The sequence below is a fragment of the Streptomyces sp. Inha503 genome, assembly GCF_047215865.1.
GTDB classification, from domain to species: Bacteria; Actinomycetota; Actinomycetes; order Streptomycetales; family Streptomycetaceae; genus Streptomyces; species Streptomyces lycopersici.
The window spans coordinates 4,915,137-4,937,433 of sequence record NZ_CP178360.1 but is presented as its reverse complement, the minus strand read 5'-3'; the positions used below and the strand labels follow the sequence as shown (position 1 = coordinate 4,937,433).

At 72.0% G+C, this 22,297-nt stretch carries 1 protein-coding gene; it reads left to right on the top strand.

Translation table 11 applies throughout. The features are described 5' to 3' along the window. Positions 1 to 39: 39 nt before the first annotated feature. A complete protein-coding gene (locus ACJX2R_RS20465; protein ID WP_413101306.1) occupies positions 40 to 22,293 on the top strand; it encodes a type I polyketide synthase in 22,254 nt (7,417 codons plus the stop codon). Positions 22,294 to 22,297: the final 4 nt, after the last annotated feature.

Genomic DNA, 22,297 nt, shown 5'->3' with positions numbered 1-22,297 from the left:
GAGCTCATTGACTTACCTCAGCACCGCGGGGACGGCGTAATGGCGACGGCGAACGAAGAGAAGTACCTCGACTACCTCAAGCGGGCCACCACCGACCTGCGCGAGGCGCGGCGGCGGCTGCGCGAGGTCGAGGAGCGCGAGCAGGAGCCCATCGCCATCGTGGCGATGAGCTGCCGCTACCCCGGCGGGGTCAGCACCCCCGAGGAGCTGTGGCAGCTCGTCGCCCGCGGCGGTGACGCGGCCACGCCGTACCCCACCAACCGCGGCTGGGCCACCGACGTCCTCTTCGAGCCGGACCCGGACAGCGGCCAGGAGCCGTACGTCCACGAGGGCGGATTCCTGCACGACGCGGCCGACTTCGACCCGGCGTTCTTCGGCATCTCGCCGCGCGAGGCCCTCGCCATGGACCCGCAGCAGCGGCTGCTGCTGGAGACCTCCTGGGAGGCGTTCGAGCGCGCGGGCATCGACCCGACAACCCTCCACGGCAGCCAGACCGGTGTGTTCGCGGGCGTGATGTACCACGACTACGCCTCCCGGCTCTTCTCCGCGCCCGAGGACGTCGAGGGCTTCCTCGGCAACGGCAGCTCCGGCTCCATCGCCTCCGGCCGCGTCGCCTACACCTTCGGCCTGGAGGGGCCGGCCGTCACCATCGACACGGCCTGCTCCTCCTCCCTGGTCGCTCTGCACTTCGCCGCGCAGGCGCTGCGCCGCCGGGAGTGCTCGCTGGCCCTGGCCGGCGGTGTCACCGTCATGTCCACCCCCGGCACCTTCACCGAGTTCAGCCGCCAGCGCGGACTCGCGGCAGACGGCCGCTGCAAGTCCTTCGCGGCGGCGGCGGACGGCACCGGCTGGGGCGAGGGCGCGGGCATGCTGCTGCTGGAGCGGCTCTCCGACGCCCGCGCCAACGGCCACCAGGTGCTCGCCGTCGTCCGCGGCAGCGCCATCAACCAGGACGGCGCCAGCAGCGGACTGACCGCGCCCAACGGCCCCTCGCAGCAGCGCGTCATCCGCCAGGCCCTGGCCGCCGCCCGGCTCGCCCCCGGCCAGATCGACGTGGTCGAGGCGCACGGCACGGGTACCACGCTCGGCGACCCCATCGAGGCACAGGCCCTGCTCGCCACGTACGGGCGCAACCACAGCGAGGACCAGCCGCTGTGGCTGGGCTCCATCAAGTCCAACATCGGTCATACGCAGGCCGCCGCGGGTGTCGCGGGCATCATCAAGATGGTCATGGCGATGCGCCACGGGGTGCTTCCGCAGACCCTGCACGTCGACCAGCCCACCCCCAACGTCGACTGGTCGGCGGGCGCCGTCTCACTGCTGACGGAGGGGCGTGCCTGGCCCGAGACCGGGCAGCCGCGCCGGGCCGCGGTGTCCTCGTTCGGCATCAGCGGCACCAACGCGCACACCATCCTGGAGCAGGCGCCGGAGCCGGAGGAGGCGGCAGAAGCCGCGAAGACGGCCGACGGCGACGCGCCCGCCGAGACCCGCGCCGCCACCGCGCTGCCGCTGTGGACCGTGGCCGCCAAGAGCCGCCCCGCGCTGCGCGCCCAGGCCGCCAACCTGCGCGCCCACCTCGAGGCCAACCCCGAACTGCGCCTCACCGACGTCGGCTTCTCGCTGGCCATCGGCCGGGCCGCCTTCGAGCACCGGGCGGCGGTCGTCGCCGACGACCGCGAGGGCTTGATACGGGCCCTCGACGCGCTGTCCCGCGAAGAGCCCGCGACCGGGTTGGTCGAGGGCAAGGTCGCGAGCGGCAAGGTGGCGTTCCTGTTCACGGGGCAGGGGAGTCAGCGGCTGGGGATGGGGCGTGAGCTGTATGACGCCTTCCCGGTGTTCGCGGAGGCTCTGGATGAGGTGTGTGCGGAGCTGGATCCGCATCTTGAGCGGCCGTTGAAGGATGTGCTGTTCGGGGATGACGCGGAGGCGCTGGACCGGACGGGGTTCACTCAGCCTGCGTTGTTCGCGGTTGAGGTGGCGTTGTTCCGGCTGGTTTCGGAGGCGTGGGGGCTGCGGCCTGATTTCCTCTCCGGGCATTCGATCGGTGAGCTGGCCGCCGCGCATGTGGCGGGTGTGCTGTCGCTGGCGGATGCCGCGAAGTTGGTGGCGGCGCGTGGCCGTTTGATGCAGGGGCTTCCGGCGGGTGGCGCGATGATCGCGGTGCAGGCGTCGGAGGACGAGGTGGCGCCGCTGCTGAATGAGCGCGTCTCGATCGCTGCTCTCAACGGCCCGTCGTCGGTGGTCATCGCGGGCGATGAGGACGCGGCTGTCGCGATCGCGGCTGGTTTCGAGGTCCAGGGCCGTAAGACCAAGCGGCTCACCGTGAGCCACGCGTTCCACTCGCCCCGCATGGACGGGATGCTGGAGGCGTTCCGTGAGGTGGCGCAGGGGCTGTCGTACGAGGCTCCGCGCATTCCGATCGTCTCCAACCTCACCGGAAACGTGGTCTCCGCCGAGGAGATCACCAGCCCCGACTTCTGGGTGCGCCACGTCCGCGAGGCCGTCCGCTTCCTCGACGGCGTACGGACGCTGGAGGAGCGCAACGTCACGACGTTCGTGGAGCTGGGTCCGGACGGTGTGCTCACCGCCATGGCCCAGGACTGCCTGACCCGCGACGACGCCACCCTTGTGTCCGCGCTGCGCTCCGGCCGCCCGGAGCTCCAGAGCCTGGCCACCGCCGTTGCCGGGGCGCATGTGCACGGTGTTTCCCCGGACTGGGCCGCGGTGTTCGCCGGGACGGGCACGGCCCGCACCGACCTTCCGCTCTACCCCTTCCAGCGCGAGACCTACTGGCTCGACACCGGCTACTGGGCGGGCGACATGGCGTCCGCCGGGCTCGGCGTGGCCGACCATCCACTGCTGGGCGCCGCCGTGGCGCTCGCCGACTCCGACGGCTTCCTTTACACCGGCCGGCTCGCCCTGGACACCCATCCGTGGCTGGCCGATCACGCGGTGGCGGGCTCGGTGCTGCTGCCCGGAACGGCCTTCGTGGAGCTCGCGATACGCGCCGGTGACCAGGTCGGTTGTGATCTGCTGGAGGAGCTGACGCTGGAGGCGCCGCTGGTGCTTCCCGAGGCGGGCGGTGTCCAGCTCCAGCTCTCGGTGGGCGCGCCCGACGGTTCGGGGCGGCGCTCGCTGACGGTGTACTCGCGGTCCGAGGACGCGGCGTACGACGAGCCGTGGCTGCGGCATGCGTCGGGTGTCCTGGGCTCGGGCGCGCCCAAGCCATCGTTCGACCTGGCGGCGTGGCCCCCGGCGGGGGCGTCGGCGCTGCCGGTCGAGGGCCTGTACGAGGGCTTGGCCGAGGCCGGACTGGCGTACGGCCCGGTGTTCCGGGGACTGAGGTCCGCGTGGCGGCTGGGCGATGAGGTCTACGCGGAGCTGGAGCTGCCGGAGGGCGCTCGGTCCGAGGCGGGTGCGTTTGGTTTGCATCCGGCGTTGTTGGACTCGGCGCTGCATGCGGTGGGGTTGGGTGGTCTGGTCGAGGGTGAGGGCGGGGCGCGGTTGCCGTTCTCGTGGGGTGGTGTGTCGTTGCACGCGGTGGGTGCGTCGGTGTTGCGGGTGCGGTTGTCGGCGGCGGGTGCGGATGCGGTGTCGCTGGCGGTGGCGGATGGTGCCGGGCGGGCGGTGTTGTCGGTGGATTCGCTGGTGTTGCGGCCGGTGTCGGTGGAGCAGATTCAGGGTGCGCGGGGTGGTCGTCAGGAGTCGTTGTACCGCCTGGACTGGGCTGAGGTGTCGGCGCAGGGTGGGGCTGGGCGCTGGGCGTTGCTGGGGTCTGACGGGCTTGGGCTGGCGTCGGCGGGGCAGCGGTTCGAGACCTTCGCCGATCTGGATGCGTTGGCTGCGGCGGTGGAGTCGGGCGAGACGGTGTTGCCGGATGACGTGGTGGTCGCCCTGCCTTGGAGCCTTGCGGCAACTCAAGCCCGTCCGGCGTTTGAGGACACGCCCGAAGGGCGTCCGGGGTCCTGGGGCTTGCCCCAGGTTGCGGGAAGGGGCGGGTTTGGGGAATGCTCCTCACCCGCCGACACGGCGCATCGGGCCACTGCCGAGGCGTTGAGCCTGCTGCAACGGTGGCTGGCGGACGACCGTTTCACCAACTCGCGCCTGGTCGTCCTGACCTCGGGTGCCGTGGCCGCCGGCGCGGATGAGCCGGTGGCCGATCTGGCCCATGCCGCCGTCTGGGGTTTGGTGCGTTCGGCCGAGTCGGAGAACCCCGGCCGGTTCGTCCTGGTCGACGTCGATGGCGCGGCCGATTCGCTGACGGCGGTGCCGGACGCGTTGGCGTCGGGCGAGCCCCAGGTGGCCGTACGTGACGGGGTGCTGCGGGCGCCGCGCCTGGCGCGGGCCGCCGCTCCGGGCTCCGGAGACGACGCGCCGGAGTTCGACGCCGAGGGCACGGTCCTGGTCACGGGTGCGAGTGGCACGCTGGGCGCGCTGTTCGCCCGTCACCTGGTGGCGGAGCGCGGCGTACGGCATCTGCTGCTGGTCAGCCGCCGTGGCGACCACGCACCGGGCACGGCCGAACTAGCCTCCGACATAGCCGAGTTGGGCGCAAGCGTGCGCTGGGCGGCGTGTGATGTCGCCGATCGCGACGCCCTGGCGGGGGTGCTGGCGGAGATTCCGGCGGAGCATCCGCTGACGGGCGTGGTGCACACGGCCGGTGCGCTGGACGACGGTGTGATCGGTTCGCTCACTCCCGAGCGCATGGCCGGGGTACTGCGTCCGAAGGTGGACGCGGCGTGGAACCTCCACGAGCTGACCCGCGACCTCGACCTGTCGGCGTTCGTGCTCTTCTCCTCCGCCGCCGGTGTCTTCGGCGCCGCCGGACAGGGCAACTACGCCGCTGCCAACGCCTTCCTGGACGCGCTCGCCCAGCACCGTATGGCGCTCGGCCTGCCCGGCACCTCGCTGGCCTGGGGCCTGTGGGCCGATTCCAGCGCGATGACCGGTGAACTGGACCAGGCCGATATATCCCGGATGAGCCGGGGCGGGGTCGCCGCGCTCGCCACCGACGAGGGCAAGGAGCTCTTCGACGCGGCCGGACGGGCGGGCGAGGCGCTGCTCGTCCCGGTGCGTCTGGACCTGGCGGCGGCACGCGCCGAGGCGGCGTCCACCGGTGTGGTGTCGCCGCTGATGTCCGGGCTGGTGCGGGTCCCGGCGCGGCGCACGGCGGAGGGCTCCGCCGGAACGGGCGCCCTGGCGCAGCGGCTGGTCCGCCTGAACGCGGCCGAGCAGCTGGAGAGGCTGCTGGAGCTGGTCCGTACCCAGGTCGCGGCCGTCCTGGGCTATGCCACCGCCGACTCCGTGGACCCCGACCGCGCCTTCCGCGACCTGGGCTTCGACTCGCTGACCGCCGTCGAACTGCGCAACCGCATGAACGCGGTCACCGGGATGCGGCTCCCCGCCACCCTGGTCTTCGACTATCCGACCTCCCTCGTCCTGGCCGAACACCTCCGGGACGAACTGGCGGGCAGCCGCGCCCAGTCGGGCCTGCCGGTGTCGACCGTGGGCGCGCTCGACGACGAGCCGATCGCCATCGTGGGCATGAGCTGCCGCTTCCCGGGCGGGGTGCGTACCCCCGAGGATCTGTGGCGGCTGCTGTCCTCCGGCCAGGACGCGATCTCCGGCTTCCCCGTGGACCGTGGCTGGGACCTGGACGCGCTCTACCACCCGGACCCGGAGCACCCCGGCACCTCGTACACCCGCGAGGGCGGTTTCCTCCACGACGCCGCCGACTTCGACCCCACCTTCTTCGGGATCTCGCCGCGCGAGGCCGTCGCCACCGATCCGCAGCAGCGGCTGCTGCTGGAGACGTCGTGGGAGGCGTTCGAGCGCGCGGGCATCGACCCGGCCACCCTGCGCGGCAGCCGTACCGGTGTGTTCGCGGGCGTGATGTACCACGACTACGCCACGCTCGTGGAGCAGGCCCCCGACGGCGCTGGCGAGGGCGCGATCGGCTCCGGCAGCACGGGCTCCATCGCCTCCGGCCGCGTCGCCTACGCCCTCGGCCTGGAGGGCCCGGCCGTCACGGTCGACACGGCGTGCTCGTCGTCGCTGGTGGCGCTGCACTGGGCGATGCAGGCGCTGCGCGCGGGCGAGTGCACGATGGCGCTGGCCGGTGGTGTCACGGTCATGGCGACCCCCGGCACGTTCGTCGGATTCAGCCGCCAGGGCGGCCTGTCCGCCGATGGCCGCTGCAAGGCGTTCTCGGCGGACGCGGACGGCACGGGCTGGGCCGAGGGCGCGGGCATGCTGCTGGTCGAGCGGCTGTCGGACGCGCGCAGGAACGGCCATCCGGTGCTCGCGGTGGTGCGTGGCAGCGCTGTGAACCAGGACGGTGCGTCCAATGGCCTGACGGCGCCGAACGGCCCGTCCCAGCAGCGTGTCATCCGGCAGGCACTGGCCGCCGCCGGGCTGTCGGTCGGTGATGTGGACGCGGTCGAGGCGCACGGCACGGGTACGACGCTGGGCGACCCGATCGAGGCGCAGGCGCTGCTGGCCACGTACGGCCAGGAGCGGGACGCCGAGCGGCCGTTGCTGCTCGGCTCCATCAAATCGAACATGGGCCACACCCAGGCCGCCGCCGGTGTCGCGGGCGTCATGAAGATGGTCCTCGCCATGCGACACGGGGTGCTGCCGAGGACCCTGCACGCGGACGAGCCGTCGCCGCATGTGGACTGGTCGGCGGGGGCGGTCTCGCTGCTGACCGAGCAGGTGGAGTGGCCGGAGAGCGGCCGTCCGCGCCGCGCGGGTGTGTCGTCGTTCGGCATCAGCGGCACCAATGTGCACACGATCATCGAGCAGGCGCCGGAGGTGGAGGCGGCGGAGGCTCCGGTTCCGGCGGCTCCCGCTGTCACACCCGCCGTGGTGCCGTGGGTGCTGTCCGGCCGCAGCGCGGCCGCCCTGCGGGCCCAGGCCGAGCGGCTGGTCGCCCATGTGGCGGACCGGCCCGAGTTGGGCGCGGTCGACCTGGGCTACTCGCTGGCGACCGGCCGATCGGCGTTCGACCACCGTGCGGTGGTGGTGGCCGAGGGCCGGGACGGGCTGCTGGCGGGGCTGGGTGCGCTGGCGGAGGGTCGTGGCGCGCCGGGTGTGGTCGAGGGCTCGGTGGCCGGTGGCAAGGTGGCGTTCCTGTTCACGGGGCAGGGGAGTCAGCGGCTGGGGATGGGGCGTGAGCTGTATGACGCCTATCCGGTGTTCGCGGAGGCGCTGGATGAGGTGTGTGCGGAGCTGGATCCGCATCTTGAGCGGCCGTTGAAGGATGTGCTGTTCGGGGATGACGCGGCGGTGCTGGATCGGACGGGGTTCACTCAGCCCGCGTTGTTCGCGGTTGAGGTGGCGTTGTTCCGGCTGGTTTCGGAGGCGTGGGGTCTGAAGGCGGACTTCCTCTCCGGGCACTCGATTGGTGAGTTGGCCGCCGCGCATGTGGCGGGTGTGTTGTCGCTGGCGGATGCGGCGAAGTTGGTGGCGGCGCGTGGCCGTCTGATGCAGGAGCTTCCGGCCGGTGGCGCGATGATCGCGGTGCAGGCGTCGGAGGACGAGGTGGCGCCGCTGCTGAATGAGCGCGTCTCGATCGCGGCGATCAACGGCCCGACCTCCGTGGTCATCGCGGGTGACGAGGACGAGGCGGTCGCTATCGCTGCTTCGTTCGAGGCGCGGGGGCGGAAGACGAAGCGGCTTACGGTCAGCCATGCGTTCCACTCGCCGCGTATGCACGGCATGTTGGACGCGTTCCGCGAGGTGGCGCAGGGGCTCACGTACGAGGCCCCGCGGATCCCGATCGTGTCCAACCTGACGGGTGAGGTGGTTTCCGCCGAGGCGATCACGACCGCTGACTTCTGGGTGCGCCACGTCCGTGAGGCCGTGCGCTTCCTCGATGGCGTCCGGACGATGGAGGCCCAGGGCGTCTCCACGTTCATCGAGCTGGGTCCGGACGGTGTGCTCACCGCGATGGCGCAGGAGTGTGTCACCGGTGAGGACGCCGGGTTCGTCTCGGCCCTGCGCAAGGGCCGGGCGGAGGCCGAGACGCTGACGAAGGCCCTCGCGCGCGCCCATGTGCGCGGTGTGGCGGTGGACTGGGCGGCCGTCTTCGCCGGTACGGGCGCGGCTCGGGTGGAGCTGCCGACGTACGCCTTCCAGTACGCGCGCTACTGGCCCGAGCTCCCGGCCACCGTGGGCGGTACGGCCGGGCTGGGCCTGGCGACCGTGGACCATCCGCTGGTCGGGGCCGCCGTGCCGCTGGCCGGTGGCGAGGGGCTGCTGCTGACGGGCCGCCTGGGGCTCGACACGCATCCGTGGCTGGCGGATCACGCCGTGATGGGCTCGGTGCTGCTGCCGGGTACGGCCTTTGTGGAGCTGGCGGTTCGGGCTGGTGACCAGGTGGGTTGTGACCAGGTTGAGGAGCTGACGCTGGAGGCGCCGTTGGTGCTTCCGGAGGTGGGTGGTGTTCAGCTTCAGTTGTCGGTGGGTGCGCCGGACGGCTCTGGTCGTCGTGGGTTCGAGGTGTACTCGCGGTTCGAGGGTGCGGCTGCGGATGAGGGGTGGCTGCGTCATGCCTCGGGTGCGCTTGTGGAGGGCGCGCCGGCGGCGTCGTTCGACCTGGGCGTATGGCCTCCGGCGGGTGCGACGCCGGTTGAGCTGGACGGTCTGTACGAGGGCATGGCGGGCCTGGGGCTGGCCTATGGCCCGGTGTTCCGGGGGCTGAGGTCCGCGTGGCGGCTGGGCGATGAGGTCTACGCGGAGCTGGAGCTGCCGGAGGGCGCTCGGTCCGAGGCGGGTGCGTTTGGTTTGCATCCTGCGTTGTTGGACTCGGCGTTGCATGCGGTGGGGTTGGGTGGTCTGGTCGAGGGTGAGGGCGGGGCGCGTTTGCCGTTCTCGTGGGGTGGTGTGTCGTTGCACGCGGTGGGTGCGTCGGTGTTGCGGGTGCGGTTGTCGGCGGTGGGTGCGGATGCGGTGTCGCTGGCGGTGGCGGATGGTGCGGGGCGGGCGGTGTTGTCGGTGGATTCGCTGGTGTTGCGGCCGGTGTCGGTGGAGCAGATCCAGGGTGCGCGGGGTGGCCGTCAGGAGTCGTTGTACCGGCTGGACTGGGCCGAGGTGTCGGCGCAGGGTGGGGTTGGGCGCTGGGCGTTGCTGGGGTCTGACGGGCTTGGGCTGGCGTCGGCGGGGCAGCGGTTCGACACGTACGCCGACTTGGATGCGTTGGCTGCGGCGGTGGAGTCGGGCGCGACGGTGTTGCCGGATGATGTGGTGGTCGCCCTGCCCGGGAACCTTGCGGCAACTCAAGCGCGCCCGGCGTGTGAGGACGGGGGTGCTGGGGTGGAGCTTGCCGCTGGTGTGGCTTCGGATGCTGGCTCGGATGCGGCAACTCAAGCCCGTCCGGCGATTGAGGACCGGGGTGCTGGGGCGGAGTCTGCCGCTGGTGTGGTAAATCGAGCCCGTCCGGCGTTTGAGGACACGCCCGAAGGGCGTCCGGGGTCCTGGGGCTTGCCCCAGGTTGCGGGGAGGGGCGGGTTTGGGGAATGCTCCTCATCCGCCGACACGGCGCACCGGGCCACTGCCGAGGCGTTGAGCCTGCTGCAACGGTGGCTGGCGGACGACCGTTTCACCAACTCGCGCCTGGTCGTCCTGACCTCGGGCGCCGTGGCCGCCGGTGCGGATGAGCCGGTGGCCGATCTGGCCCATGCCGCTGTCTGGGGCTTGGTGCGTTCGGCCGAGTCGGAGAATCCCGGCCGGTTCGTCCTGGTCGACGTCGATGGCGCGGCCGATTCGCTGACGGCGGTGCCGGACGCGTTGGCGTCGGGCGAGCCCCAGGTGGCCGTACGCGATGGGGTGCTGCGGGCGCCGCGCCTGGCGCGGGCCGCCGCTCCGGGCTCCGGGGACGACGCGCCGGAGTTCGACGCCGAGGGCACGGTCCTGGTGACGGGTGCGAGTGGCACGCTGGGCGCGCTGTTCGCCCGTCACCTGGTGGCGGAGCGCGGCGTGCGGCATCTGCTGCTGGTCAGCCGCCGCGGTGGCGAGGCCGAGGGCGCTGTTGAACTCGACGCTGAGCTGAGTGAGTTGGGTGCGAGTGTGCGCTGGGCGGCGTGTGATGTCGCCGATCGTGACGCGCTGACGGGGGTGCTGGCGGGGATTCCGGCGGAGCATTCGCTGACGGGCGTGGTGCATACGGCGGGTGTGCTGGATGACGGTGTGATCGGTTCGCTGACCCCCGAGCGCATGGCCGGGGTACTGCGCCCGAAGGTGGACGCGGCGTGGAACCTCCACGAGCTGACCCGCGACCTCGACCTGTCGGCGTTCGTGCTGTTCTCCTCGGCCGCCGGTGTGTTCGGCAATGCGGGGCAGGGCAACTACGCCGCCGCCAACGCCTTCCTGGACGCGCTCGCCCAGTACCGTATGGCGCTCGGCCTGCCCGGCACCTCGCTGGCCTGGGGCCTGTGGGCCGACTCCAGCGCGATGACCGGTGAACTGGACGACGCGGATGTGTCCCGGATGAGCCGGGGCGGCGTCGTGGCGCTTTCCGCGACGGAGGGCCTGGAGCTGTTCGACGTCGCTGGCCGCCTCGGCGAGGCGGTGCTGGTGCCGATGTCGCTGGACATGGCCGCGCTCCGGGCACAGTCGGGCAGCGGTGCGCTGGCGCCGCTGTTCCGTGGGCTGGTGCGGGCTCCGGCGCGGCGTGCGGCGGAGGGTGCGGCGGCGTCGGGTGCGCTGGCGCGGCGGCTCGCCGGGCTGGACGAGGCCGGGCAGCTCGACGCCCTGCTGGACCTGGTCCGTACGAACGTCGCGACGGTGCTCGGATACGCCGGTCCGGAGACGGTCGAGCCCGACCGCTCCTTCCGTGAGTTGGGCTTTGACTCGCTGACGGCGGTGGAGTTGCGGAATGCGTTGGGTGCGGTGAGTGAGCTGCGGTTGCCCGCGACGCTGGTTTTCGACTATCCGACGCCTGCGGTGTTGGCGGAGTTCCTGCGTACTGAGGTGGTCGGTGCGGCGGCTGCGGTGGCGGGGCCGGTGGTGGTGTCGGCTGCCGATGATGAGCCGATTGCGATTGTGGGGTTGGGTTGCCGTTATCCGGGTGGGGTGGAGACTCCGGAGGATCTGTGGCGGCTGGTCATGGAGGGCCGGGACGCGATCTCCGAGTTCCCCACCGACCGTGGCTGGGACCTCTCGGCGCTCTACCACGAGGACCCGGACCACAGCGGAACGAGCTACGCCCGCGAGGGCGGCTTCGTGGAGGACGCCGGCCACTTCGACCCGGGCTTCTTCGGTATCTCGCCGCGCGAGGCCCTTGCCATGGATCCGCAGCAGCGGTTGCTGTTGGAGACCTCGTGGGAGGCGTTCGAGCGGGCCGGGATCGACCCGGGCGTGCTGCGTGGCAGCCGTACCGGTGTCTTCGCGGGCGTCATGTACCACGACTACGCCTCGTTGCTGGAGCGGGTGCCCGAGGGCGTCGAAGGCTTCCTGGGTACGGGTAATGCGGCGAGTGTGATTTCGGGGCGGTTGGCGTACACGTTTGGTCTTGAGGGGCCGACGATCACGGTGGATACGGCGTGTTCGTCGTCGTTGGTGGCGTTGCATCTGGCGGTGCAGGCGTTGCGGAACGGTGAGTGTTCGCTGGCGTTGGCCGGTGGTGTGACGGTGATGGCGACTCCGGCGCCGTTTGTGGAGTTCAGTCGTCAGCGTGGGTTGGCTGCTGATGGGCGGTGCAAGGCGTTCTCGGCGGATGCGGATGGTACGGGGTGGTCCGAGGGTGCGGGGATGCTGCTGGTGGAGCGGCTGTCCGATGCGCGCAAGAACGGGCATCCGGTGCTGGCGGTGGTGCGTGGCTCGGCCATTAATCAGGATGGTGCGTCGAATGGTTTGACGGCGCCGAATGGTCCGTCGCAGCAGCGGGTGATTCGTCAGGCGTTGGCGAACGCGGGTCTGTCGGCGTCCGAGGTGGATGCGGTGGAGGCGCACGGCACGGGGACTTCGCTGGGTGACCCGATCGAGGCGCAGGCGCTTATGGCGACGTATGGCCAGGAGCGTGAGGCGGGGCGGCCGTTGTTGCTGGGTTCGATCAAGTCGAATATGGGGCATACGCAGGCCGCTGCTGGTGTGGCGGGCATTATCAAGGTTGTGATGTCGATGCGGCATGGTGTGTTGCCGCGTACGTTGCACGCGGAGCAGCCGTCGCCGCATATTGACTGGTCTGCGGGTGCGGTGTCGTTGTTGCGGGAGTCGGTGGAGTGGCCGGAGTCGGGGCGTCCCCGGCGGGCTGCGGTCTCGTCGTTCGGCTTCAGCGGGACCAATGCGCACACGATCATCGAGCAGGCCCCGGTCAGCGAGGACGAGGCCCCGCGTGAGGTGACGACGGAGCCTGGTGTGGCGTCGTGGCCGCTGTCGGCGAAGACCACCGACGCGCTGCGTGCGCAGGCTGGGCGGCTCCGTTCCTACCTGGACGAGCGGCCGGAGCTCGCACCGGCCGACCTTGGCTACTCGCTCGCGACCACGCGCGCCGCGCTGGACCACCGCGCGGTGCTGGTGGCCGATGACCGCGAGGGCTTCCTGCGCGCTCTGGATGCCCTGGCACGCGGCGAGTCCGGCGCGGAGGTGATCCAGGGGTCGGCCGAGGGCGGCAAGGTGGCGTTCCTGTTCACGGGGCAGGGGAGCCAGCGGCTGGGGATGGGGCGTGAGCTGTACGACGCCTTCCCGGTGTTCGCGGAGGCGTTGGACGCGGTGTGCGATGAGCTGGACGGGCATCTTGAGCGGCCGTTGAAGACGGTGCTGTTCGGGGATGACGCCGAGGCGCTGGACCGGACCGGGTTCACGCAGCCCGCGCTGTTCGCGGTCGAGGTGGCGTTGTTCCGGCTGGTTTCGGAGGCATGGGGACTGCGGCCCGACTTCCTCTCCGGGCATTCGATCGGTGAGCTGGCGGCGGCCCATGTGGCGGGTGTGCTGTCGCTCGCGGACGCGGCGAAGCTGGTTGCGGCGCGTGGGCGGTTGATGCAGGAGCTTCCGGCCGGTGGCGCGATGATCGCGGTGCAGGCGTCGGAGGACGAGGTGGCGCCGCTGCTGACCGAGCGCGTGTCGATCGCCGCGCTCAACGGTCCGACCTCCGTGGTCATCGCGGGTGATGAGGACGCGGCTGTCGTGATCGCGGCTGGTTTTGAGGCGCAGGGTCGTAAGACCAAGCGGCTCACGGTGAGCCATGCGTTCCATTCGCCGCGTATGGACGGGATGCTGGAGGCGTTCCGCGAGGTCGCGGAGGGCCTGTCGTACGAGGCCCCGCGCATCCCGATCGTCTCCAACCTCACCGGGAACGTAGTCTCCGCCGAGGAGATCACCAGCCCCGACTTCTGGGTGCGCCACGTCCGGGAGGCCGTCCGCTTCCTCGATGGCGTCCGGATGTTGGAGGCCCAGGGCGTCACCACCTACCTCGAACTCGGCCCCGACGGTGTGCTCACCACCATGGCTCAGGAGTGCGTCACCGACGCCGACGCGGCCGGATTCGGCGCCGCGTTGCGGACCGGTCGGCCCGAGGCGCGGGCGGTCCACGCCGCCGTGGCGCGGGCGTACGTCCGAGGCGCGGCCGTGGACTGGGCGGCCGTCTTCGCCGGTACGGGCGCGGCTCGGGTCGAGCTGACCGATCTGCCGACGTACGCCTTCCAGCGCCGCCGGTACTGGCCGCAGGCGTCGGCCTACGGCGTCGGTGGCACGGCGGGGCTCGGACTGGCCACCGTGGACCATCCGCTGGTGGGGGCCGCCGTACCGCTCGCGGGCGGCGACGGTGTGCTGCTGACCGGGCGGATCTCGGCGCAGACCCATCCGTGGCTGCTGGATCACGCCGTGATGGGCTCGGTGCTGCTGCCGGGGACGGCCTTTGTGGAGCTGGCGGTTCGCGCTGGTGACCAGGTGGGTTGTGACCAGGTTGAGGAGCTGACGCTGGAGGCGCCGTTGGTGCTTCCGGAGGTGGGTGGTGTTCAGCTTCAGCTGTCGGTGGGTGCGCCGGACGGCTCTGGTCGTCGTGGGTTCGAGGTGTACTCGCGGCTTGAGGACGCGGCTGCGGATGAGGGGTGGCTGCGTCATGCCTCGGGTGCGCTCGTGGAGGGCGCGCCGGCGGCGTCGTTCGACCTGAGTGCCTGGCCCCCGGCCGGTGCGACGCCGGTTGAGCTGGACGGTCTGTACGAGGGCATGGCGGGCCTGGGGCTGGCCTATGGCCCGGTGTTCCGGGGGCTGAGGTCCGCGTGGCGGCTTGATGGTGAGGTCTATGCCGAGCTGGAGCTGCCGGAGGACGGGCAGTCCGATGCCGGGTCGTTCGGTCTGCATCCGGCACTGCTGGACTCGGCGCTGCATGCGGTGGGGCTCGGTGGTCTGATCGAGGGTGAGGCCGGGGCGCGGTTGCCGTTCTCGTGGTCTGGGGTTTCGTTGCACGCGGTGGGTGCGTCGGTGCTGCGGGTGCGGTTGTCGGCGGCGGGTGCGGATGCGGTGTCGCTGGCGGTGGCGGATGGTGCCGGGCGCGCGGTGCTGTCGGTGGACTCGCTGGTGCTGCGGCCGGTGTCGGTGGAGCAGATCCAGGGTGCGCGGGGTGGTCGTCAGGAGTCGTTGTACCGGCTGGACTGGGCTGAGGTGTCGGCGCAGGGTGGGGCTGGGCGCTGGGCGTTGCTGGGGTCTGACGGGCTTGGGCTGGCGTCGGCGGGGCAGCGGTTCGAGACCTTCGCCGACTTGGATGCGTTGGCTGCGGCGGTGGAGTCGGGCGCGACGGTGTTGCCGGATGATGTGGTGGTCGCCCTGCCTTGGAGCCTTGCGGCGTGTGAGGGCGGGGGTGCTGGGGTGGAGTCTGCCGCTGGCGTGGCTTCGGATGCTGGCTCGGGTGCGGCAATTCAAGCCGGTCCGGCGTTTGAGGACGGGGGTGCTGGGGCGGAGTCTGCCGCTGGCGTGGCTTCGTATGCTGGCTCGGATGCGGTAAATCAAGCCCGTCCGGCGTTTGAGGACCCGGGTTCTGGGGCGGCTTCGCATGCTGGCTCGGGTGCGGTAAATCAAGCCCGTCCGGCGTTTGAGGACACGCCCGAAGGGCGTCCGGGGTCCTGGGGCTTGCCCCAGGTTGCGGGGAGGGGCGGGTTTGGGGAATGCTCCTCACCCGCCGACACGGCGCACCGGGCCACCGCCGAGGCGTTGAGCCTGCTGCAACGGTGGCTGGCGGACGACCGTTTCACCAACTCGCGCCTGGTCATCCTGACCTCGGGCGCCGTGGCCGCCGGCGCGGGTGAGCCCCTAGCCGATCTGGCCCATGCCGCCCTCTGGGGCTTGGTGCGTTCGGCCGAGTCGGAGAACCCCGGCCGGTTCGTCCTGGTCGACGTCGATGGCGCGGCCGATTCGCTGACGGCGGTGCCGGACGCGTTGGCGTCGGGCGAGCCCCAGGTGGCCGTACGCGACGGAGCGCTGAAGGCGCCGCGCCTCACGCGGGCTGTCGTGGACGCCCAGCAGCAGCTCGACGTCAACATCGACGCCGACGGCACAGTCCTGGTCACGGGTGCCAGTGGCACGCTGGGCGCGCTGTTCGCCCGTCACCTGGTGGCGGAGCGCGGCGTGCGGCATCTGCTGCTGGTCAGCCGCCGTGGCGACCACGCACCGGGCGCGGCCGAACTCACCGCAGAACTCGCCAAGTTGGGCGCCGAGGCGCGCTGGGCGGCCTGTGACGTGGCGGACCGGGACGCGCTCGCCGCGACCCTCGCCGCCATCCCCGCCGAACATCCGCTGACGGCGGTCGTTCACACGGCCGGTGTGCTGGATGACGGTGTGATCGGTTCGCTGACCCCCGAGCGCATGGCCGGGGTGCTGCGTCCGAAGGTGGATGCGGCGTGGAACCTCCACGAGCTGACCCGCGGCCTCGACCTGTCGGCGTTCGTGCTCTTCTCCTCCGCCGCCGGTGTCTTCGGCAATGCGGGGCAGGGCAACTACGCAGCCGCCAACGCCTACCTGGATGCCCTCGCCCAGCACCGTCGGGCCCATGGCCTGCCCGGCACCTCGCTGGCCTGGGGTCTGTGGGCCGACTCCAGCGGGATGACCGGTGAGCTGGACGACGCGGATGTGTCCCGGATGAGCCGGGGTGGCGTCGTGGCGCTCTCGGCCACCGAGGGCCTGGAACTGTTCGACGCCGCGTACCGCGCCGACGAGGCGCTACTCGTGCCCGTACGCCTGGACCTGGCCGTGATGCGCGCCGAGGCGGCGGCGACCGGTGTGGTGGCGCCGCTGCTGCGGGGGCTGGTGCGGGTTCCGGCGCGGCGTGCGGCGGAGGGTGCGGTGGCGTCGGGTGCGCTGGCGCGGCGGCTCGCCGGGCTGAGCGAGGCCGAGCAGCTCGACGCCCTGCTGGACCTGGTCCGTACGCAGGTCGCGGCCGTACTCGGCCATGACTCGCTGGACACCATCGAACCGCATCGCTCCTTCCGTGAGTTGGGCTTTGACTCGCTGACGGCGGTGGAGTTGCGGAATGCGTTGGGTGCGGTGAGTGAGCTGCGGCTGCCCGCGACGCTGGTTTTCGACTATCCGACGCCTGCGGTGTTGGCGGAGTTCCTGCGTGCGGAGGTTGTGGGGGCTGCGGCTGCGGTGGCGGGGCCGGTGGTGGTGTCGGCTGCCGATGATGAGCCGATTGCGATTGTGGGGTTGGGTTGCCGTTATCCGGGTGGGGTGGAGACTCCGGAGGATCTGTGGCGGCTGGTCATGGAGGGCCGGGACGCAATCTCCGAGTTCCCCACCGACCGTGGCTGGGATCTGGACGGGCTCTACCACCCGGACCCCGACCACCCGGGCACCTCGTACTCCCGCGAGGGCGGCTTCGTCGACCGGGCGGGCCACTTCGACCCGGGCTTCTTCGGGATTTCGCCGCGTGAGGCCCTTGCCATGGATCCGCAGCAGCGGTTGCTGTTGGAGACGTCGTGGGAGGCGTTCGAGCGGGCGGGCATCGACCCGGGCGTGCTGCGTGGCAGCCGTACCGGCGTGTTCGCCGGTGTGATGTACCACGACTACGCGTCCTCGCTCCCGGCACTTCCGGAAGGTGTGGAGGGCTTCGTCGGTACGGGTAATGCGGCGAGTGTGATTTCGGGGCGGTTGGCGTACACGTTTGGTCTTGAGGGGCCGACGATCACGGTGGATACGGCGTGTTCGTCGTCGTTGGTGGCGTTGCATCTGGCGGTGCAGGCGTTGCGGAACGGTGAGTGTTCGCTGGCGTTGGCCGGTGGTGTGACGGTGATGGCGACTCCGGCGCCGTTTGTGGAGTTCAGTCGTCAGCGTGGGTTGGCTGCTGATGGGCGGTGCAAGGCGTTCTCGGCGGATGCGGATGGTACGGGGTGGTCCGAGGGTGCGGGGATGCTGCTGGTGGAGCGGCTGTCCGATGCGCGGAAGAACGGGCATCCGGTGCTGGCCGTGGTGCGCGGCTCGGCCATCAACCAGGATGGTGCGTCGAATGGTTTGACGGCGCCGAACGGCCCGTCCCAGCAGCGTGTCATCCGGCAGGCGTTGGCGAATGCGGGTCTGTCGGCGTCCGAGGTGGATGCGGTGGAGGCGCACGGCACGGGCACCAGCCTCGGCGATCCCATCGAGGCGCAGGCGCTTATGGCGACGTATGGCCAGGAGCGTGAGGCGGGGCGGCCGTTGTTGCTGGGTTCGATCAAGTCGAATATGGGGCATACGCAGGCCGCTGCTGGTGTCGCGGGCATCATCAAGATTGTGATGTCGATGCGGCATGGTGTGTTGCCGCGTACGTTGCACGCGGAGCAGCCGTCACCGCATATTGACTGGTCTGCGGGTGCGGTGTCGTTGTTGCGGGAGTCGGTGGAGTGGCCGGAGTCGGGGCGTCCCCGGCGGGCTGCGGTCTCGTCGTTCGGCTTCAGTGGGACCAATGCGCACACGATCATCGAGCAGGCCCCCGAGATCGAACCGGTGGAGGCCCCCACGGTCCCGGTCGCCCAGCCGTCCGTGCTGCCGTGGCCGCTCTCCGGCAAGAACGCCGACGCGCTGCGCGCTCAGGCCGGGCGGCTGCTCGCCGATCTCGACCGGCGGCCCGATGTCTCGCTCGCCGACCTCGGCTACTCGCTCGCGACCACGCGTGCCGCGCTGGACCACCGTGCGGTCGTGGTCGGCGCGGACCGCGCCGGGCTGGTCGCGGGTCTGGAGGCGCTGGCGGGCGGCGAGTCGGCGGCCGGTCTCACACAGGGCTCGGTGGCCGATGGCAAGGTGGCGTTCCTGTTCACCGGGCAGGGCAGCCAGCGGCTGGGGATGGGGCGTGAGCTGTACGACGCCTACCCGGCGTTCGCGGAGGCGTTGGACGCGGTGTGCGATGAGCTGGATGCGCACCTTGAACGGCCGTTGAAGACGGTGCTGTTCGGTGAGGACGCCGAGGCGCTGGACCAGACCGGGTTCACCCAGCCCGCGTTGTTCGCCATTGAGGTGGCGCTGTTCCGGCTGGTGCAGGCGTGGGGCGTGAAGGCGGACTTCCTCTCCGGGCACTCCATCGGTGAGCTGGCCGCCGCCCATGTGGCCGGTGTGCTCTCGCTCGCGGACGCGGCGAAGTTGGTTGCGGCGCGTGGGCGGTTGATGCAGGAGTTGCCCGCCGGTGGCGCGATGATCGCGGTGCAGGCGTCCGAGGATGAGGTGACGCCGCTGCTCACCGAGCGCGTCAGCATCGCCGCGCTCAACGGGCCCACCTCCGTCGTCATCGCGGGTGATGAGGACGAGGCTGTCGCGATCGCGGCTGGTTTCGAGGCGCAGGGCCGTAAGACCAAGCGCCTCACCGTCAGCCACGCCTTCCACTCCCCGCGCATGGACGGCATGTTGGATGCCTTCCGCGAGGTGGCCGAGGGGCTGACCTACGAGGCCCCGCGGATCCCGATCGTCTCCAACCTCACCGGGGACGTGGTCGCCGCCGAGGAGATCACGACTCCCGACTTCTGGGTGCGCCACGTCCGCGAGGCCGTCCGCTTCCTCGACGGCGTACGGACCCTCGAAGCCCAGGGCGTCACCACTTACCTCGAACTCGGCCCCGACGGCGTGCTCACCGCCATGGCCCAGGAGTGCGTCACCGACGCCGATGCCAACACGGCCGCCTTCGCCGCCGCGCTGCGCAAGGACCGCCCCGAGGCCGAGGCACTGACGGCCGCCATCGCGCGGGCCCACGTCCGTGGTGTGGTGGTGGACTGGAGGGCGCTCTTCGCGGGGACCGGTGCGCAGCGCACCGAGCTGCCCACGTACCCCTTCCAGCGCGAGCGCTACTGGCTGGAGGCTCCCGCCGGGACCATCGGCGATATGGCCTCGGCCGGTCTCGGCGCGGCCGATCATCCGCTGCTGGGCGCGGCGGTGGAGCTGCCCGACTCCGAGGGCGTCCTCTTCACGGGCCGGCTCTCGCTCCGTACCCACCCCTGGCTGGCCGACCACGCCGTCATGGACACCGTGCTGTTGCCCGGTACGGCCCTGGTCGAGCTGGCGGTTCGGGCTGGTGACCAGGTCGGCTGCGATCTGCTGGACGAGCTGACCCTCGAAGCGCCGCTGATCCTGCCGGAGCGCGGCGGGGTGCAGTTGCGGGTCGCCGTGGACGAGCCCGACGGCCCCGGCCCCGACGGGCGGCGCGCGCTGACCGTGTACTCGCGGCTGGAGGACGCCACCGACGAGCCGTGGATCCGGCACGCCTCCGGTGTGCTCGCGGTCTCCGGCCCTTCCGGCCCCTCCGGCGTCCCGACGACCGGCCCGGCGGAGTGGCCACCGGCCGGTGACACGGCCGCCACCGCCACGGCCGCCACTGCCACCGCCGACCTTGAACCGCTCGACGTGGACGGCCTGTACGACGGCTTCGCCGCGCTCGGCCTCGCCTACGGCCCGGTGTTCCAGGGCCTGCGCAAGGCGTGGCGGCGCGGGGACGAGGTGTTCGCCGAGGTGGCGCTCGACGAGGACCGGCAGGGCGAGGCCCGCGCGTACGGGCTGCACCCGGCGCTGTTGGACGCCGCGCTGCACACGGTGGCGCTCGGCGGGTTCTTCCCGGCCGAGGAGGCGGGCCGGGCGCGGCTGCCGTTCTCGTGGGACGCCGTACGGCTGCACGCGGTCGGCGCGACCGCGCTCCGGGTGCGGGTCTCCCCGGCCGGGCGCGGCGCGGTGGCGCTGGAGATCAGCGATGAGGCCGGTGCCCCGGTGGTGTCGGTCGGCTCGCTGGCGCTGCGGCCGCTGGACGCCGAGCAGTTCGCGGGCGCCCGTACCGCACACCACGAGGCGCTGTTCCGCGTCGACTGGGCCGCGCTGCCCACGCCCGCAGCGCCGGAGCGGCCGGAGGACACCGCGCTGTGGGCCGTCCTGGACGGCTTCGGCGGCGGCGATCTGAAGCTCACGGCCGCGCTGACGGAGGCGGACACCGGTATCGAGGCCGAGACGTACGCGGGGCTCCCCGCGCTCGCCGAGGCGGTGGAGGCGGAGGGCATCGCGCCCGATGTGGTCCTGGTGCCGTGCCTGCCCGACCTGGGCACGCCCGGGGACATCGCGGGCGCCGCGCACACCGTCGTCCGGCGGACGCTGGCGCTGGTCCAGGAGTGGCTCGCGGATGAGCGGTTCGCCGACTCCCGGCTGGTCCTGCTCACCCGTGGCGCCGTGGCCGTGACCACGGGCGACGACGCGGGGGCCGAAGGGGCCGAGGGCGTGGACGACCTGACGCACGCCGCAGCTTGGGGCCTGGTGCGCTCGGCGCAGGCCGAGCACCCGGGCCGGTTCGTCCTGGTCGACGTCCAAGGAGACATCGACATCCACGGCGCCCTGGCCCGAGGCGTCCCCACGCACGGTGCTCCGGCCACCGGGGACCCGACCGCCACCACCCCCCACGGCTGGCTCCCCGCCCTCGTGGCGGCGCTGCGGACCGACGAGCCGCAGCTCGCCGTGCGTGCCGGGGGCGTCCACGCGCCGCGGCTCGCGCGGGTGGCGGCCCTGGACGAGGGGACCGTCCCCGGCCTTGACCCGGCGGGCACCGTGCTGGTCACCGGCGCGTCCGGCACCCTGGGCGGGGTGCTGGCCCGCCATCTGGTGACCCAGCGCGGCGCCCGGAGGCTGCTGCTGACCAGCCGCCGGGGCGCGGAGGCGGCGGGCGCCGCCGAACTCACCGCCGAACTCACCGAGTTGGGCGCCGAAGCCCAGTGGGCGGCCTGCGACGCGGCCGACCGAAAGGCCCTGGCCGAAACCCTGGCAGCGATCCCCGCCGACCGCCCCCTCACCGCCGTGATCCACGCGGCGGGCGTGCTCGACGACGGGATCATCGAGTCCCTCACCCCCGAGCGCGTGGACCACGTCCTGCGTCCGAAGGTGGACGCGGCGTGGAACCTCCACGAGCTCACCCGGGACCTCGGCCTGTCCGCGTTCGTGCTGTTCTCCTCCGCCGCCGGTGTCTTCGGCAACCCGGGGCAGGGCAACTACGCGGCGGCCAACACCTTCCTGGACGCCCTCGCCCAGCACCGCCGCGCGGGCGGCCTGCCCGCCACCTCCCTCGCCTGGGGCCTGTGGGAGGACGAGGGCGGCATGGCCGCGACCCTCGCGGACGCCGACCGGCAGCGGATGAGCCGCGGCAGCATGGGCGCGCTGAGCAACGCCGAGGGCCTGGCCCTGTTCGACGTGTCGGGCCTGGCCGGACACCCGGTGCTGATCCCCGCAGCCCTGGACATCGCCGCCCTGCGCGCCCAGTCCACGGCCGGGGTCGCCCCGCTGCTGCGCGGGCTGATCCGTACCCCCGTACGGCGAGCCGCGGCCGGTGGCGGTGGCGGCGGGGCGGACGAGGCGGCGGGCCTCGCCGATCGCCTCGCGGGGATGTCCGCGGCCGAACGGGACCGCTTCCTGCTCAACCTGGTCTGCGGCCAGGTGGCCACCGTGCTCGGCTACGGCGGCGCGGCGGCGATCGAACCCGGCGCGGCCTTCAAGGAGCTGGGCTTCGACTCGCTCACCGCCGTCGAACTCCGCAACCGGCTCGGCGCGGCCACCGGCCTCCGGCTGCCCGCCACGCTGATCTTCGACTACCCGACCCCCGACGCCCTGGCCGACCATCTGCGCGCGGAACTCCCGCACGGGGACGGCGGCGGTCCGTCGGTGTTCGGCGAACTCGACCGGCTGGAAGCCGCCCTGGCGGTGGCCGCGGACGACAGCGTCACCCGCTCCAGGATCACCATGCGCCTCCAGGCGCTCCTGGCGAAGTGGAACGACGCCCAGGACGCGACCGGCGACGGCGACACCGACGACCACGACCTCGAATCCGCGACCGACGATGAGCTCTTCGACCTGCTCGACGACGAACTCGGCTCCTCCTGAACGG

Coding starts and splice junctions, on each gene's coding strand:
- ACJX2R_RS20465 (WP_413101306.1), top strand. CDS start 40: ATGGCGACGGCGAACGAAGAGAAGTACCTCGACTACCTCAAGCGGGCC.